The following is a 14,959-nucleotide window of genomic DNA, read 5'->3' on the forward strand; positions in this document are numbered from 1 at the left end:
GCAGTGGTACGTGACGCGCACTACACGCCGGCCCCGGCGATAGGCTGGAAGCATGGCAACAGCCCACCGCTTACCGCCCGCCCCGCAGCCCCAGCTGTACCGTTTCTCCCCCATGGACGTGGCCACGCTGTGCCTCTACGTTGCCATCGCAGGGTTCTTCGCCGCTGCCGGCGATTTGGTGGCACCGCTGCTGCGCCAGATAGCCCCCTCCCCCGCCGCGGCCTCGTACGCAGTGAACCTGCTCTTTTATGCCTCGGTAGGCATACTGGCACTCCTGGCGGCCCGCAAGGTGGTGGTCCGCGACCTCAAGGTCCTGGCAACCCGGCCCTGGTTCACGCTGCTGATGGTGCCGGCGTCCGTCATCGCCATGATGATCCTCACGGCGATATTGGTGGCGGCGAACGGGCAGGTGCAAACCTCCCAGAACCAGGCCGGGCTGCAGGCACTGATGCAGCAGGTCCCCGCCTGGCTCATGGTCCCGCTGCTGGTGATAGTTGGTCCGTTCGTGGAGGAATACATTTTCCGGCACCTGCTGATCGGCAAGCTAAGCAGGAGGGTGAACATCTGGATCTGCTGCATCCTGTCCGTGGTGCTGTTCGCGGCCCTGCACATCGTGGGGCAGGAAGCGATCACCCTCACCGCACTGCTCCCGTACCTGGCCATGGGCGCCACGCTGGTGTTCGTCTACATGTGGACCGGGAAGAACGTCATGTTCTCCTACTTCGTCCATGCCGCCAAGAACCTGCTGGCCGTGATCCTGGTCTACGCTATCCCGCCGGAACTGTTCGACCAGATGCAGAACGTCCAGGCCTAAGCGCCCCCAAAGGATCTTCCGCAGGGCGGCAGCCGCCTCTACCGTGGACGCATGGGACTGAATATCCAAATAGTTGTCGATTCCGCAAGGCCGCACGAGCTCGCAGACTGGTGGGCGGAAACCCTGCAGTGGGCGGTGGAGCCCCAGGACGGGGCCTTCATCCGTTCCATGATCGAGCAGGGCTATGCCAGCGAGGACCAGACCATGACCCACCGGGGCAACATGGTGTGGAAGGACGGCGCCGCCATCCGGCCGCCGGAAGAGATCGAGTCCAAGGCCCCCGAGCGGCGCATCCTGTTCCAGACCGCACCGGAGGGAAAGACGGTCAAGAACCGGGTGCACTGGGACGTCCGGCTGGACGGCCGGGACAAGGACGAGGTCCGGAGCGAACTCGAAGCGCGGGGTGCCACTTTCCTCTGGTCGGCGCGGCAGGGCCCGCATTCCTGGCACACCATGGCGGACCCCGAGGGGAACGAGTTCTGCATCAGCTAAGCACGATTACTAGACTTGGACGGTGAGCAACCAGATCCCCGCCCCGGTGTCCGATGTCTTCGATCCCACGCGCTGGCGGGTGGTCTCCGGTTTCGAGGACTTCCAGGACATGACCTACCACCGGCAGGTGGAGCGGGATTCCGACGGCGGCTGGGTGCGTGACCTGCCCACCGTCAGGATTGCGTTCAACCGGCCCGAGGTGCGGAACGCCTTCCGGCCGGGCACCGTGGATGAGCTCTACCGGGCCATGGACCACGCGCGGATGACCCCCGACGTCGCCACCGTCCTGCTCACCGGCAACGGCCCCTCCCCCAAGGACGGCGGCCACTCGTTCTGCTCCGGCGGGGACCAGCGGATCCGCGGCCGGGACGGCTATCGCTACGCAGATGGGGAGACGCAGGAAACCATCGACCCTGCCCGCGCTGGCCGCTTGCACATCCTGGAAGTCCAGCGGCTCATGCGCACCATGCCCAAGGTGGTCATCGCCGTCGTCAACGGCTGGGCCGCCGGTGGCGGGCACTCCCTGCACGTTGTCGCGGACCTCACCATCGCGTCGCGCCAGCACGGCAAGTTCAAGCAGACGGACGCCACCGTGGGAAGCTTCGACGCCGGCTACGGCTCCGCGTTGCTGGCCCGCCAGATCGGGCAAAAGGCAGCGCGGGAGATTTTCTTCCTGGCCCGCGAATATTCCGCTGACGACATGGTTCGCATGGGTGCGGTGAACGAGGCGGTGGACCACGAGCGGCTGGAGGAGGTGGCGCTCGAGTACGCGGCAGACATCGCCCGGCAGTCCCCGCAGGCCATCCGCATGCTGAAGTTCGCCTTCAACCTGGCGGACGACGGGCTGGCCGGCCAGCAGGTCTTCGCCGGTGAAGCCACCCGGCTGGCCTACATGACGGACGAGGCTGTGGAGGGCAAGGAAGCCTTCCTGCAAAAACGCGACCCCGACTGGTCACGCTTCCCGCACTACTTCTAAGGCAGGACGGCAATGAACAGCGAAGCTTCCCCCACTCCGGTATCGGCCGGTCCAGTCAACATCGAACCCGCCCTGAAGGCCCTCGCGGCCGCCCTCCATGGCGAGGGCCCCGCCGTCGAACTCTCCTTAGGCCCCGACGGCGGCCTCATCGTTGGGCACATTGAGACCCCCGGCTGCGACGACGCCGTGGCCGTGGTCCGCACCTCCGGTTCCACCGGCACGCCAAAGGCAACCCTGCTGACCGTGGAGTCCCTGGCAGCCTCCTCGATGGCCACGGCGTTGCGGCTCAAGGGCGAGGGCCAGTGGCTGCTGGCACTGCCGGTGCAGTTTGTTGCCGGGATCCAGGTGCTGGTCCGCTCCCTGTTTGCCGGCACCCGGCCCTGGGTCATGGACATGTCCGGCGGCTTCACCCCGGAGGCCTTCACCGCTGCGGCACTGGAACTCACTGACAACATCCGCTTCACTTCCCTGGTTCCCACCCAGCTGCAGCGGCTCCTGGACGATCCGTCGCCAGACACGCTCGCCGTGCTCCGCCGGTTCAACGCCATCCTGCTGGGCGGGGCCCCTGCGCCGCCGGCCCTGCTGGCGGCGGCGCGCGACGCCGGCGTCCGCGTGGTCACCACCTACGGCTCCGCGGAAACCTCCGGCGGCTGCATCTACGACGGCTATCCCCTGGAAGGCGTCTCGGTGCGGGTGGATACGGACGGCCGGATCCTGCTGGGCGGTGACACCGTCGCCGCAGGCTACATCGAGGCACCAGACGAGGAAACCGGGACATTCTTCGAGGAGGACGGGGTGCGCTGGTACCGCACCAGCGACCTGGGCTCCATTGACGACGACGGCCGGCTCACCGTGCTGGGCCGCGCCGACGATGTGATCATCACCGGCGGCGTCAAGGTCTCCGCCGGCCACGTGCAGGAACAGCTGGAAAAGTCCGACGCCGTCGCCGCGGCTTTCGTGGCGGGCGTCCCGTCCGCCGAGTGGGGGCAGGCCGTGGCCGCCTATGTGGCGCTTGCCCCCGCAGGTACGGACGGCACGGAAGGCACCGCCGGGCAGGAAGCCGGGGATCCCGCCGTCGTACTCCAACGTCAATGGCAGCGGCAGTTGGGGCTCTTGGCGCCCAAGACCGTCCTCGCGGCGCCGGCGCTGCGGATGCTGCCCAACGGAAAACCCGACCGGCTCGCCATGACCGCCGAACTCAGCGCCCTGCACCGGGGAAAGTAGAGTTGGACCTGCACCACCGCGGCGGGTGCGCACGTTCCATTCTGCCGTCTGACCGAAACAACACGAGGTACTAACCGTGGCCACAGCCGCCCAATGGATCCAAGGCGCCCGACTCCGGACGCTGCCGGCAGCGATCGCGCCGGTGCTGATCGGCACTGCCGCCGCCTACGAGATGGACTCGTTCCTGCTGCCCAACGCCATCCTCGCGGCGCTGGTGGCACTCCTGCTCCAGGTGGGCGTGAACTTCGCGAACGACTACTCGGACGGCATCCGCGGTACGGACGATGACCGGGTGGGGCCGCTGCGGCTCGTGGGATCCGGCGCTGCCAAGCCGGAGCACGTCAAATGGGCTGCGTTCGGCACGTTTGCCCTGGCCATGGTGTTCGGCCTGGTGCTGGTGTTCCTCACCCAGGCCTGGTGGCTGATCCTGGTGGGCTTGGGCTGCGTCATGGCCGCATGGGGCTACACCGGCGGCAAGAACCCCTACGGCTACATGGGCCTGGGGGACCTCTTCGTGTTCGTCTTCTTCGGCCTGGTGGCCACCCTGGGCACCACCTACACCCAGGCCGGACACATCAACCTGTCATCGGTCATCGGCGCCATCGGCACCGGCCTGATCGCCACCGCGCTGCTCATGGCCAACAACGTCCGGGACATTCCTACCGACATGCAGGCCGGCAAGAAGACGCTGGCGGTACGGCTGGGGGACAAGCACGCGCGGGAAAGCTACGTCCTGATGCTCGCCGTCGCCATCCTGCTGGTGGTGATCCTGGCACCGGCCCGGCCATGGATCCTGATCGTGCTGCTGCTCATCCCCGCCTGCCTGATGCCGGCCTGGCTGATGATCAACGGCCGCAAGCGCAAGAGCCTGATCCCGGTATTGAAGCAGACCGGCCTGATCAATCTCGGCTACAGCGTTCTGTTCTCACTGGGACTGATCCTCAGCCACGGGTTCTAGCTGTTCTTGGTGCCCTTGGCGTTGTTGATGGTGATGTCCGGGTTGGCGTCCAGCAGGGCGTCCTCGGCATTGGCGTCCTGGACTTCACCGGCGGAGCGCAGCGGCTTGGCCTTCCCCGAGAAACGGTGCTGCAGGGCCGCCGCGGCAGCATCGCGCTGCTTCTGGAAAAACAGGTAGCTGATGGCAAAGGCAATGAGCGCCGCGCAGATCACGGCCATCAGCACCCCTACCTGCAGGAGCATGAACAGGACAAAAAGGGGGACAAAGATCGCCAAACGGATCAGGGAATATTTCAAAAAGGCCACTATTCAAGTTTAGCCGCCTCCGCCCGGCGGCCCCTGCCCGTCCTGACGATAGACTTGATGGCATGCTGTTCCGTGTGGCTTTGGCCGTCGCAGTCCTCGTCATCTTCGTGTATGGCCTGGTGGACGTGATCCGTACTGAAGGCCGCCTTACCCGGGGCATCTCGAAACCGGCCTGGATCATCGTGCAGATCGTCCTGCCGGTGCTGGGCGCCGTCCTGTGGCTGCTGATTGGACGCCCACGGGGCACGGCGCAGCCGCGGCCCAGCTACCCCCATTCCATGGCCCCGGACGATGACCCGGACTTCCTCCGCAACCTCGAGGCCCGCCGCCGCAGCCAGGCCGAGGCCGAGCGACTGAAGAAACTCCGGGACGAACTGGAAGCAAAGGCCAAGGAGGACGGCGGAAAAGGACAGCGGGGCACCGACGAACACGATACCGACGGACTGAAATAGGGCTATGGCATTCCAGTCCGGCGGTGAAGAGCGGCACCCGTCCGCTCCCCCACCAAGGCCTGGCCCGTCCTACTCCACCCCGCCGCCCATTCCGGTTGTCACCCCGCTGCCCGGGACAGTCCGCACTGCGCGCACTTTGTGGCTCTTCAGTTTCGGTGCGGGACTGGCCGTACTGCTGGGGTCCTTCGTGGCTCGTGATTCCAATCTGCAGCGGCTCCACGGCGTGGTGGCAAACATGGCGGCAGGCAGTGGCGCCGCGGCCGTAGGCAGGACGGCGGAGATCGTCTTCTGGGGAAGCATCGGCGCCCTGCTGCTGGTGACCCTGTTTGAGGCAGCAGTGCTCGCCGCCGTGCTGAACCGCCGGAACTGGGCCCGCTGGACCCTGCTCCCCCTGCTGGCCAGCCATGTCCTCATACTGCTCCTGGCGTCCGCCTTCCTGGTCCCGGCCGGTGCCGCCGGCAGCTACGTGGTGATGCTGTGGGGCGCCGGGCTGCTCCTGGCGGTAGCCGGGCTGGCGCTGCTGTTCCTGCCGTCTGCCGGGGCCTGGCTGAGGCCGGAGAGTGCCAGGGCTTGAGCCGGCAATGGCCTGGGAACGCCCTACGCCGACTTCGGCTGCCGGTTCCTCCCGGCGCATTCTGCCAGCACTCCCTCGCAGCTGCGGATCACCACCCGGCATGCCTCACCGGCTGACCGTGCCGTCAGCGGACTCTCAGCGATTGCGCGCCAGCGTGCCAGGCAGCGGCTCGCCTCAGCGGCCAGCACTTCCGGTCCGGCATCGGGCGCCACGGCCAGCCGGCGGTATGCGGCGGCGCCCTGGCCTCCGACCAGCCGTTCAGCTTCCGCAGCCAGCTCCGGGGCAAGCTCCACCCCCGTGGTCCGCAGGGCCGCCAGCAGCCGGAGCTCGCGGAACTCATGCGCGTTGGCCTGCAGCCGCTCCAGGGATGCCGCCAGGTTTTCCGTCCCCTGGCGTGGCCGGCTGGCCAGGAGGTTTTCCACTGCCACCAGGGCGGTCCGGGCCTTGAGCGCTTCCGCCCTGGCCTGGAACTGCCGGTCCAGCACATCCAGCAGGGTGTCCAGACCGCTCCGCCGGGCCAGCTCGTGGGCCAGCGGCGTGGGTTCGGCAAACCCGTTGCGGATCAGGACCACGGCCAGCCGGATCCCGAAAAGCCCGTAGCGTTCCAGCAGTGACACCCGCGCCTCTTCCGTCAGACCCGCCGGCCCGGCGGACCGGCGGAACCTGTCGGCGGAGAGCAGCATCCGTTCACGCTCGGCGCGGTCCAGGGTGGCCAGCAACCGCAGGGCTTCGAAGTCCGGTTGGCGAAGGGTACGGGCGCTTTGGGCCAGGAGCCCGGCCACCGGGACCACGCCGAGGGCCAGCTTCCGCAGGGTGGGGTCGCGGCTGTACCTCTCCGCGACATTGCCGGCGGACAGAAGGGAGTCGATGCGGCCGGCTCCCACCTCGTCTGCCCGGGACAGCACCGCGATGGAGTTGACCGTGCCCGAGCGGCCTGCCCCGGTGTCGCGGAAGGACTCCAGGAACCTCAGGTCGGACGCGTGCAGGTGGCGCATCAGGTAGATGACGGCGTCAGCCTCCGACGGCGAATCCTCCGGGGTCAGGAACGCCAGGGACCGCGCGGACACGTCCTGGGAGACCGAAGCGATGCCGGGGGTGTCGATCAGGGTCATGGCCCGCAGTGCAGGCGCCGGCCATTCGACGTCGAGCCGTTCCACTTCTTCCGCACGTACGCCGTCGAGGACGAAGACCAGGCGCCCGTCCACTCGCTTCAGCGGCAGGTCCCGGGGCTCCCCTGCCGCGGGGTGGAGGGTGATGCGGGGCGTATGGCCGTGCCGGTACCAGGTGACGATCCGGGTGCACTCGCCGGTGTCCGTGGGGGCGATTTCCTCACCGATGATGCCATTCAGGAGCGTTGACTTGCCTGCCTTCACCATGCCGGCAACGGCAATCCGCAGCGGCTCTGCCAACCGCCGCGCATAGCCGTGCAGTTCCTGGGTGGTGTGCAGGTCATCGGCATATACCTCCAGCGCTTCCCGGATCAATGCTGCCGCCCCGGCCGTGGTGGACGCCGTCATCCCACCCCCGCCGCTGTCTGGGTCCTGGCTGCAGCTGCCTCGGCGGCTACGGCTTCTGCAGCCCGATGGAGCGCATCCACCTTTTTCAGCTCCGCCCTGATGTCCCGCACGCGTCCTTCCTTCTCCTGTGCGTACGAGTTCGCAGCCTTCTGCGCCGCGGCCACCGAGTCGGACAGCGACCGGTGGTATTCATCGGCGATCTCGGTGAAATGGTCGCGGATGGTCCGCTGGACCAGGCGCAGCCTGTCCTTCAACTGCTTACCCACCTGGAACGTCACATCGTCCAGCTGCCGCCGCACCAAGGCTTTCGCCTCGCTCTGGCGCCGCTTCAGCCGGGTCTCCTTGTCCTCCCGGTAGGCCTTGCGCCCCAGCAGCAGCCCGGCACCCACGGACAGCGGGTTGATCAGGGCCATCCCGAAGATCCCCGTCAGGAGGCCGAACATCAGGACGCCGCCGTAGGATCCCCGCATTCCGATGAGGACTTTTTGGACCGGGTTCACCCGGCCGGGATCCAGCTGCGGCATCTGCTCCACCGGATCCAGGGCGTCCCCGGAGTCGGAGACATGCAGGACAGGCAGTGATACCTCGTCCGCCGCGAAGTGCTCAGCCACTTGGGCCGCCAGCCATTGGGACCGTTCGCTGGTCCAGACAAACGTGTCCGAAACCGCTGCGGCAACGCACTCTTCGAGCCACTGCGAGAATTGCGGCCACACGGGACCGGGATCGCCCTGGTCGATGGCGTTCTCCGCTTCCCGTTGGATCCCGCGCAGGCGGTCCCGGAGGTCGTACTCCATGTCGGCGATCAGGTCGTTGATGCCGTCGCTGAGCGTGAGCTGCCAGCGGGCGGACCGCTTTCGCAGATGGTCCGCCTCCGCCCTGGCCTGTTCCAGTTCTGCGAGCATCTGGGGCGTGCCACCAGGGTTTTCCAGGGCGTCCAGCTCGGACTGCAGGGACAGCCTCAGGTTCCCGGTGACGGACAGCAGGTCCTGGCTCACGGAGCGGCGCTGGATCCGTTCTGCCTTCCCCACCACGTCATTGCGCAGGTGGGCCACCAAGGCCGGGTAGCCGGATTCGTCGTTGAGCTCACTGTCCTGGAGCCGCGCAGCCTCCAGCCGAAGGTCTGCGGAAAGTGGCAACAGCGGAATATCCGGCGCCACCTGGTCCAGGTGCGCCCTGTCCAGTTCCGCCACCCGCCGCCAGTCCGGATACAGGTCTGTTTTGGAAAGAATGGCGGCAACGCTGGGGGTAATCCGCATGGCCTGGCGCAGGAACCGCAGTTCCGGCTCCGTGTATTCCTGCGACGCGTCCGATACCAGCAGCATGGCGTCCGCGGTGGGCAGGGCCGTAAGGGTGGTCAAAGTGTGCGTGGAGCCCATGCCGCCCACGCCCGGGGAGTCGATGATGCTGAGTCCGCCGGTGAGGAGCCGTCGGGGCAGGCAGACCTCCGCGGCGGCTATTTTCCTGCTGTTTCCCGGGTTCCCCTGCTCGGAAACAAAGGCCGGCAGGTCGGTAAGCGCCACCGGCCGACGCTCAATGCCGCCGCCGGCAGCATCCCCGGCGGGGTCTTCCGCCGTGAAGATGTCCGCGGCGAAATTATCCGGGGCGGGGACCAGGACCGCGGCCGACGCCGGCTCCCCGTAACGGACCACCGTGGGGACGGAAGTGGCGATGTCGTCGTCCACGGGGCATACCGGGGCGTTCACCAGGGCATTGATGAGTTTGCTCTTTCCCTGCTTGAACTCCCCCACGACAATGACCCTGATGCTCGGGTCCCGCAGGCGGGCACTGGCCTGCTCCAGCCTCCGGCGCAGGTCTGTGCGGTCCCCGCTGCCCACCAGCTGAAGGCCCTGCTCCACGAGCTTTCCCAACTGCCCGGCAGTGACGGGCCCCGGTGGCCTTGCCGGTGCTGCTTCTGCCACAGCGTGTCCCCCTGTCGGTGCCGAAAATTCCCAATGCCGGAAATACCGGAAGAGCCCGGCAGGAAGTGGATGCCTCCTGCCGGGCGGTTTGCCTCCCGCGAACAGCGTGTTGTTGGAATAGCGTGTTACAGCGCGGTGGAGTCGTCAACCACCGCATGGTCGATGGCGGTGTGGTTTTCCAGGTCCACATCCGTGTGGCTCGGGTTGTCCTCCGTGAAATCGAGCTGGTTGTCTGCAACCACCAGGTTGTCCTGCACGGTGTTCGTGGCCGAGTTGTCCTGGAAGGAGTCGTCAACGTGGACGTCCACCGCCGTGTTGGTGGAGTTGTCCGGGTTGAAGGAATCCTCCACCTCCACCGAGTTGTGGGTGGAGTTGTCGGAGTTGTCATTGAACGAGTCGCGGACATCCAGGGCTGTGTCCGTGCTGACGGAGTGGTCCGAGTGGTCGGAGTAGTCCGAATGGTCCGAGTTGTCGTTGAAGGAGTCGTCCACATCCAGGCCGACGTCGGTGTTGAAGGAATCGTCGGTGTTGAAGGAACCGGAAATGGCAGTCACCTCGTTGCCGATTCCAACGTCTCCGCCCGCGTGGATGGAGCTGTCCCTGGAGTTATCGGTCGAATGGTCGGCGTTGTACGAATCCCGAATGTTATTGGAGTCCCGGACACTGGCGTCGTCACCAGCCGCCACTGCGTAATCTCCGGAGGCCACAACGGCATCATGGTCAAACCACTGCTCCACGTCCCCATGCGCCCAGATGTTTTGGTTGACGGACTGGTCCGTGGTGGTGTCCCGGTCGTCGAGCATGGTGGTGTTGGTCGTGTAGGAAAAGTGGTTCACCACGTGGTGCAGCTGCTGGACGGCGTGGGCGTGGTCGTCCTGGTCGTAGTCGGTCCCGCCCTGCCCCGGGCTGGGCCCGCCGCCATGGATGGCCGCGGCACTCCCGGCGTGCGCCGCCGTCGTGCCCGCCTGCCCGGATCCCATGTACCCGGACCCCGTGTGCCCTGCCCAGGCACTGTTTCCGCCGGTGTGATGTACCCGGTCCAGGGATGAGGCGTTGACGGTGATGGGGGCGTAGTCGAGGACGACCGGCATGGCGGCGTCCACGTCAGCCGAGCACACGTTGCCCAGGCCGTGTTCCGCCAATGCCCTCTCGGGGTCGTCCAGGAACTCCTGGATCGCTTCCCGGTTGCCGAAGAGCTGCATCAGGAACTGAACAAGGTCGTTTGCGAGTGTTGGCATATGCGTGGTCCTCACATCTTCTTGAAGTTGCGGATCATCCGGCGAAACGTACCCGGTTATCTCAACCTAGGTTCGCTGCCGGGGACAGGACATCGGGCGGTTTCCCCCTAGCAGCGGCCGCCGTTCCGGGGCGCCGGGCCTGGCACGCCTAGGGGTGTTAGGGGTTCATTCCTGCTGCGGATTCAGCTGCTGGGAACTTTCCACGCCAAGTGCCAGGCGCAGGCGGGCCAGCAGGTCCGACCGGTTCTCCGCGCCGAGCCGGCGCCTGATCCGGGCGATGTGGTGCTCCGCCGTCCTGGGCGAAATGTAAATGGCCTCGCCGATTTCCCGGTAGGTTTTGCCCTCAAGCACCAGCCTGGCAACTTCCTTTTCGCGCTCGCTTAGGCCGGATGCGTCCGGCTGCGCGCCTTTGCCCACGCCGTCGGCACCGCTGCCTGCCTGCGCGTCGGCGCCCCCGGATGCTCCTGTGCTTCCCTGCGGATGCAGGTCCCGCGCGCAGGAGAGCAGGCGCATCATGTCCCGCCGTTCCTCTGCGCGGGCGGCTGCGTGTCCGGCCAGCCTGGCGCCCTCCCACGGCATTCCCACAGCTCCCAGCAGCCGGGCCGCGCCCTCCACCTCGGAAGTACGGAAACGGCCGGCCAGCACCGATACCCAGGCTTTGCCCGCCGTCGCCAGGACGGCGGCCAGCTGGCTGTGGGCCGAGGCCCTTGCCAGTGCCGTGGCGTGGGGGGCAAGATCGGCGGGGCTCTCATTGAGCAGCGCAGCCTGGACGGCGGCCCAGTGAAGGGGAACGGCCCACAACGCAGGTCCGCCCAGGCGCCCCAACAGCTTCCACGCGTCGTCCAGGTACTGCGCCACGCGGCGCGTCTCCCGCAGGCGGGCAGCGGCAATCAGCAGCTCCCCCCACGGCAGGAGGTTGTAGAGGTCCACCGACGTGTGCAGCATTGCCTCCCGTGCCCGCTCCCACGCCCTGAGCAGCTCCGGTACGTCTCCGTTGCGGCGGGCAAGTCCCACCTCCAGGGCGGCGGACATGAACTCGTCGCGCGGGACCAGCGGCCAGTGGTTGGCCTTGGCTGCTTCCGCTGCGGCAAACCGTGCGTCCTCGAGTTTGTCCTGCATCATGGCTGCCCAGGCCTGGAGCAGCAAAAGCCTGGGCTGCGCGGCATTGCCACCTTGCCCGGCCACCACCGCGGCCCGGCAGACTGTTTCCGCCAGGTGCGGCTCGCCGCTGTGCAAGGCCAGGAGGGCTGCCAGGGCGGCCGGCGTTTCCGGCAGCGGCAGGGCAATGCCCGCCGAGTTCAACATGTCTGATGCGTGGATCAGGATGGAGATGCCCTGCTGCGGCTTTTCGCCCAGAGATGCGAAGACTCCCTGGCCGGTCTGCACCAGGGCAGCCGCGAGGAGGGTCGGGGACGACGCCGGAGCATCCGGCTGGAAGAAGGCTTCGGCACCTGCCCGGTCTCCCGCACCGATCATGGCGACGGCGGCAAGGGGCGCCGAGGCACCTACGCGGCCTGGCCCCAACCAGTTGTAGACGTCGGCTGCGCGTGCCAGCATTCCCCGCTGCGCCCACACAGAGGCCGCTACGTCCGCGCCGCGACGCACGTCCGGCGGGTCCGCACTGACCAGGAGCGCGTCGATGATGCGGGCGGCGGTATCCAGTTCACCGTCGCCGGCCGCGGCCTGGGCGCGCCGGGCCGCCGTTGCCAGCGTGTCGGCACCTGCAAGGAGCGCTTCCTCGTAGAGCTGGGAGGCGAGCCTGGGGTCGCTTTCCAGCGCAGCGTTGGCCGCTTGCTCAAGTTCCGCTGCAACCCTGGAATCGGCGAGTCCGCCCCTGGCGAGGTCGCGCGCCAGGTTGCCAAGCGGTTGCCCGGTGGACGCGAAAACGCTCACGAGCTCCCGCTGGAGCGCGTGCACCTTGGCGGTTGGAGTGGCGGTCAACAGGGCGTGCTGGGCAGTCCCCACCACGGTGCCATCCGGCCTCAGCAGGCCCGCGGCCTCTGCCCTGTCCACTAAGGAGTCCAGGTCCTCCACGGTCCCGCTGATGAATTTGTGCTGGAGGTCTGCCGGGAGCGGTCCGGGCAAGGCGAAGCCCACCGACAGTGCCAGCAGCAGCTCACGTACTGCCGCGTTTGCGCCCTTCAACTGCTTGGCCATCAGCTCGGCTGAATGGGGCGGCGGCGGGTGCCCCTGGTGGTCCGGAGACGTGTGCAGGGGTACGGGGCGTTCCGCCCGCTGCAGGTGCGCATCCATCTCAGGCCGCCGGAGCTGTGGTCGTGGCCGTGGCGACGGCAGTCTCAGTGGAGGCAGTGGTGATCTCCTCGGGCGTAGGTGCAGGCGCAACGGCAGGTGTGGGAGTCAGCTCGGTGGCCGTTGGCGTGACGAGCGCATCGCCAGTGGGGCCGGCGGCTGACATTGTTGCAGGCGTCATGCTGGGAGACGCGCTCTCGCTGGTCGGCGTCGCGGTGCCTGTGTCCGTGGGAACTGGACCGGAATTGAGAGTGGGACTAAGCGTGGGACTACTTGTCACCCCTGGTGATGTGCCGGGCGAGGCCGTGCCGGACGATGACGGGGCAGGCGATGTGGGCGGGGACGTTGTGGTCCCGGCTGCAGTAGTGGCAGGGGACGCGGGGACGGAGGTTGCAGGACTGGTCGGGAGAGGCTGCGAGAGGTCGGTAGGGCTTGCGGTGACAGTGGCAATGGAATCCGGAATGATGCCGGTGCCGGCCGCACCGGAGCCGGACAGCGTAGTCAGGGGAGCTCCCGCAGCGGGTCCACCGGCCTTCGCCCCACCGGGGGCGTTCCCGTCGCCGCTGCTCGCCGGCTTTCCGGCGGGCGGTGCGTAGGCAGCGGGTCCGGGCTCCTGGCTGAGCGGCTTCGTGGCGCTGGCTTCAACGCCCGCAAGGGGATGGGGAACGGCAACCACTGCTGCTCCCCCTGGATCGGGCGCTTCAGTTGTCCCTCCCCCGGTGGATCCACCCGTGGTGCTGGCCCCTGCCTGCGGCACGAACATCGCGGTCAGGCTCCCGAAGCCATCCGGACTTTGGGCGGCAGTGGCGGTAAGGACCGTAAGGACGGCAGCGGCCGCGGCGACGGCCGTGACCCGGACCGTGGGTTTCGGGGCGTGCGCGCCCCCTTTCCCGTGCAGCGCACTGCGGGAGGGCGCGGCAATGGCTCCTCCCGCCGTCGAATATTTACGCGACCAGCTGGGCCGTCCGGGGTGGCCCGTTCCAGGTGGCGCGCCGGAAGGCACGACGGCGGCACGCGCCTCATCAGCGTCCGCTCCGCTTGATCCCGGCCCGGCCAGTGCCGCTTCAGTTTCGACCGCCTCAGCTTCCGCCGACGCCGATGCCTTTGCGGCAGCGGTGTGTGCCAGGAGCGCCGCCACGGCGGCGCCGAGGCAGATGGAGGACTTCGGGTCGGCGTCCACCGCGATGGGCCGGCCCAGCTGCTCGGACACCAGCTGTGCCACCAAGGGGATTCGGGACGAGCCCCCGATCAGCAGCACCGTGGACAGGTCTTCCGGCTCAAGGTGCAGTTGGGCCAGGGAGTGTTCCAGTGCCGCCACCGTTTCCCGCACGGGCTCTTCGATCAGCGCTTCGAACTCGGAACGGACCAGGCGGACCTGCTGCTGGACGCCCGGCAGGAGTACCGGGATACTTGCCTCGCTGTCAGCGGACAGGGCTTCCTTGGCCTCCACGCATTCGCGCCGTAACCGCGTCAGGGCGCCAAGCACCACGGGGTCGGTGGCGTCGAGGCTGTCCAGTGCGTTCCCGCTGTGGCCTGCCACGTAGCGGAAGACCGCAGCGTCAAAGTCGGCTCCGCCCAGGTCTTCGATTCCCTCCGGGCGTCCCACGAGTTCAAAGCGACTGCTGCCGGACTTCCGCAGGACAGCGGTATCGAAGGTGCCGCCACCGAGGTCGTAAACGGCGATGGTGCTGCCTTCCTCCACCCGCACCTGCGACGCGTAGTGCAGGGCCGCGGCCTCCGGTTCGGGGAGGAGTGTCACGTTCTCCAGGCCGTGGGAACTGAGGGCGTCCCGCACCACGGACAGGCGGTGGCTGCCCCAGGCTGCAGGGTGGGTCAGGAAGAAGGCCGACGCCGGGCCCCCTTCACGTTCGGCGGCGCGGTCTGCCACCCACCGGGCCATGGTGGCGAAGACGTCCTCAGGCTGCAGCGCCAGGCTGCCCAGGATGATGGGTACGTCGTCGCCAATCCGGCGCTTGAATTCCCGGACCACTCGCTCCGGTGTGTCCAGCCCGCGGCGTTCGGCGGCCTCGCCCACCAGGACAGTGCCTTCCTCCGGGTAGTACAGCACGGAGGGGACGGACGCTCCACGGGCGCCGAGGGGAAGGCACTCGGGCACGGGGGAAGCACCTTGGTGAAAGCGTACAACCGCGGCTGCCGTGAAACTCGTCCCGACGTCTACGGCGAGGGCGTAGCTCATGGTGACCTCGAAAGGCTGGTGGTCCACATGCAAGCTTCATCAC

At 67.7% G+C, this 14,959-nt stretch carries 13 protein-coding genes; 7 read left to right on the forward strand and 6 right to left on the reverse strand.

Going from position 1 to position 14,959, the window contains the following annotated elements:
- Nucleotides 1–52: 52 nt before the first annotated feature.
- From LFT46_RS16455 to LFT46_RS16475, 5 genes are all read left to right on the forward strand, one after another.
- Complete coding sequence (locus LFT46_RS16455; RefSeq protein ID WP_236799497.1) at nt 53–814, forward strand: CPBP family intramembrane glutamic endopeptidase; 762 nt, start codon at nt 53–55, stop codon at nt 812–814.
- A 51-nt stretch (nt 815–865) separates the two neighbouring features.
- The gene (locus tag LFT46_RS16460) at nt 866–1,306 is read left to right on the forward strand and encodes a VOC family protein (RefSeq protein ID WP_236820404.1); all 441 of its coding nucleotides are present in this window, start codon (nt 866–868) and stop codon (nt 1,304–1,306) included.
- Nucleotides 1,307–1,328: 22 nt separating this feature from the next.
- Nucleotides 1,329–2,282, forward strand: coding sequence for a 1,4-dihydroxy-2-naphthoyl-CoA synthase (locus tag LFT46_RS16465; protein ID WP_236799499.1), 954 nt, complete (start codon nt 1,329–1,331; stop codon nt 2,280–2,282).
- 12 nt (nt 2,283–2,294) lie between these two features.
- The gene (locus LFT46_RS16470; protein WP_236820405.1) at nt 2,295–3,506 is read left to right on the forward strand and encodes an AMP-binding protein; all 1,212 of its coding nucleotides are present in this window, start codon (nt 2,295–2,297) and stop codon (nt 3,504–3,506) included.
- A 76-nt stretch (nt 3,507–3,582) separates the two neighbouring features.
- Nucleotides 3,583–4,464, forward strand: a complete 882-nt coding sequence (locus tag LFT46_RS16475) for a 1,4-dihydroxy-2-naphthoate polyprenyltransferase (protein WP_236799501.1) — start codon at nt 3,583–3,585, stop codon at nt 4,462–4,464.
- On the opposite strand, the gene LFT46_RS16480 is transcribed toward LFT46_RS16475, so the two are convergent.
- On the reverse strand, nt 4,461–4,769 hold the full coding sequence (locus LFT46_RS16480; RefSeq protein WP_236799502.1) for a DUF4229 domain-containing protein: 309 nt from the start codon (nt 4,767–4,769) through the stop codon (nt 4,461–4,463). The genes LFT46_RS16475 and LFT46_RS16480 overlap by 4 nt on opposite strands.
- 62 nt (nt 4,770–4,831) lie before the next feature.
- On the opposite strand from LFT46_RS16480, the gene LFT46_RS16485 reads away from it, so the two are divergent.
- Both LFT46_RS16485 and LFT46_RS16490 read left to right on the forward strand, forming a co-directional pair.
- Nucleotides 4,832–5,221: a PLD nuclease N-terminal domain-containing protein gene (locus LFT46_RS16485; protein ID WP_236820406.1), complete on the forward strand. Its 390-nt coding sequence runs from the start codon at nt 4,832–4,834 to the stop codon at nt 5,219–5,221.
- Nucleotides 5,222–5,225: 4 nt separating this feature from the next.
- Complete coding sequence (locus LFT46_RS16490) at nt 5,226–5,795, forward strand: hypothetical protein (protein WP_236820407.1); 570 nt, start codon at nt 5,226–5,228, stop codon at nt 5,793–5,795.
- Between the two features lie 23 nt (nt 5,796–5,818).
- On the opposite strand, the gene LFT46_RS16495 is transcribed toward LFT46_RS16490, so the two are convergent.
- The 5 genes from LFT46_RS16495 to LFT46_RS16515 form a co-directional block, all read right to left on the reverse strand.
- The gene (locus LFT46_RS16495) at nt 5,819–7,312 is read right to left on the reverse strand and encodes a dynamin family protein (protein ID WP_236820408.1); all 1,494 of its coding nucleotides are present in this window, start codon (nt 7,310–7,312) and stop codon (nt 5,819–5,821) included.
- Complete coding sequence (locus LFT46_RS16500) at nt 7,309–9,231, reverse strand: dynamin family protein (protein ID WP_236820409.1); 1,923 nt, start codon at nt 9,229–9,231, stop codon at nt 7,309–7,311. Before LFT46_RS16500 ends, LFT46_RS16495 begins: the two co-directional genes overlap by 4 nt.
- A 125-nt stretch (nt 9,232–9,356) precedes the next feature.
- Nucleotides 9,357–10,469 (reverse strand): IniB N-terminal domain-containing protein, encoded by a 1,113-nt coding sequence (locus LFT46_RS16505; RefSeq protein WP_236820410.1) that lies wholly within the window; start codon nt 10,467–10,469, stop codon nt 9,357–9,359.
- 165 nt (nt 10,470–10,634) lie between these two features.
- Nucleotides 10,635–12,722, reverse strand: a complete 2,088-nt coding sequence (locus LFT46_RS16510; protein WP_236820411.1) for a LuxR C-terminal-related transcriptional regulator — start codon at nt 12,720–12,722, stop codon at nt 10,635–10,637.
- Between the two features lies 1 nt (nt 12,723).
- Nucleotides 12,724–14,916 carry an Hsp70 family protein gene (locus tag LFT46_RS16515; protein WP_236822066.1) on the reverse strand — a complete coding sequence of 731 codons (2,193 nt, stop codon included), beginning with the start codon at nt 14,914–14,916 and terminating at the stop codon, nt 12,724–12,726.
- Nucleotides 14,917–14,959: the final 43 nt, after the last annotated feature.

This window comes from Arthrobacter sp. FW306-07-I (assembly GCF_021800405.1).
GTDB lineage: Bacteria > Actinomycetota > Actinomycetes > Actinomycetales > Micrococcaceae > Arthrobacter.

Coding starts and splice junctions, on each gene's coding strand:
- LFT46_RS16455 (WP_236799497.1), top strand. CDS start 53: ATGGCAACAGCCCACCGCTTACCGCCCGCCCCGCAGCCCCAGCTGTAC.
- LFT46_RS16460 (WP_236820404.1), top strand. CDS start 866: ATGGGACTGAATATCCAAATAGTTGTCGATTCCGCAAGGCCGCACGAG.
- LFT46_RS16470 (WP_236820405.1), top strand. CDS start 2,295: ATGAACAGCGAAGCTTCCCCCACTCCGGTATCGGCCGGTCCAGTCAAC.
- LFT46_RS16485 (WP_236820406.1), top strand. CDS start 4,832: ATGCTGTTCCGTGTGGCTTTGGCCGTCGCAGTCCTCGTCATCTTCGTG.
- LFT46_RS16490 (WP_236820407.1), top strand. CDS start 5,226: ATGGCATTCCAGTCCGGCGGTGAAGAGCGGCACCCGTCCGCTCCCCCA.
- LFT46_RS16495 (WP_236820408.1), bottom strand. CDS start 7,312: ATGACGGCGTCCACCACGGCCGGGGCGGCAGCATTGATCCGGGAAGCG.
- LFT46_RS16505 (WP_236820410.1), bottom strand. CDS start 10,469: ATGCCAACACTCGCAAACGACCTTGTTCAGTTCCTGATGCAGCTCTTC.
- LFT46_RS16510 (WP_236820411.1), bottom strand. CDS start 12,722: ATGGATGCGCACCTGCAGCGGGCGGAACGCCCCGTACCCCTGCACACG.
- LFT46_RS16515 (WP_236822066.1), bottom strand. CDS start 14,916: ATGAGCTACGCCCTCGCCGTAGACGTCGGGACGAGTTTCACGGCAGCC.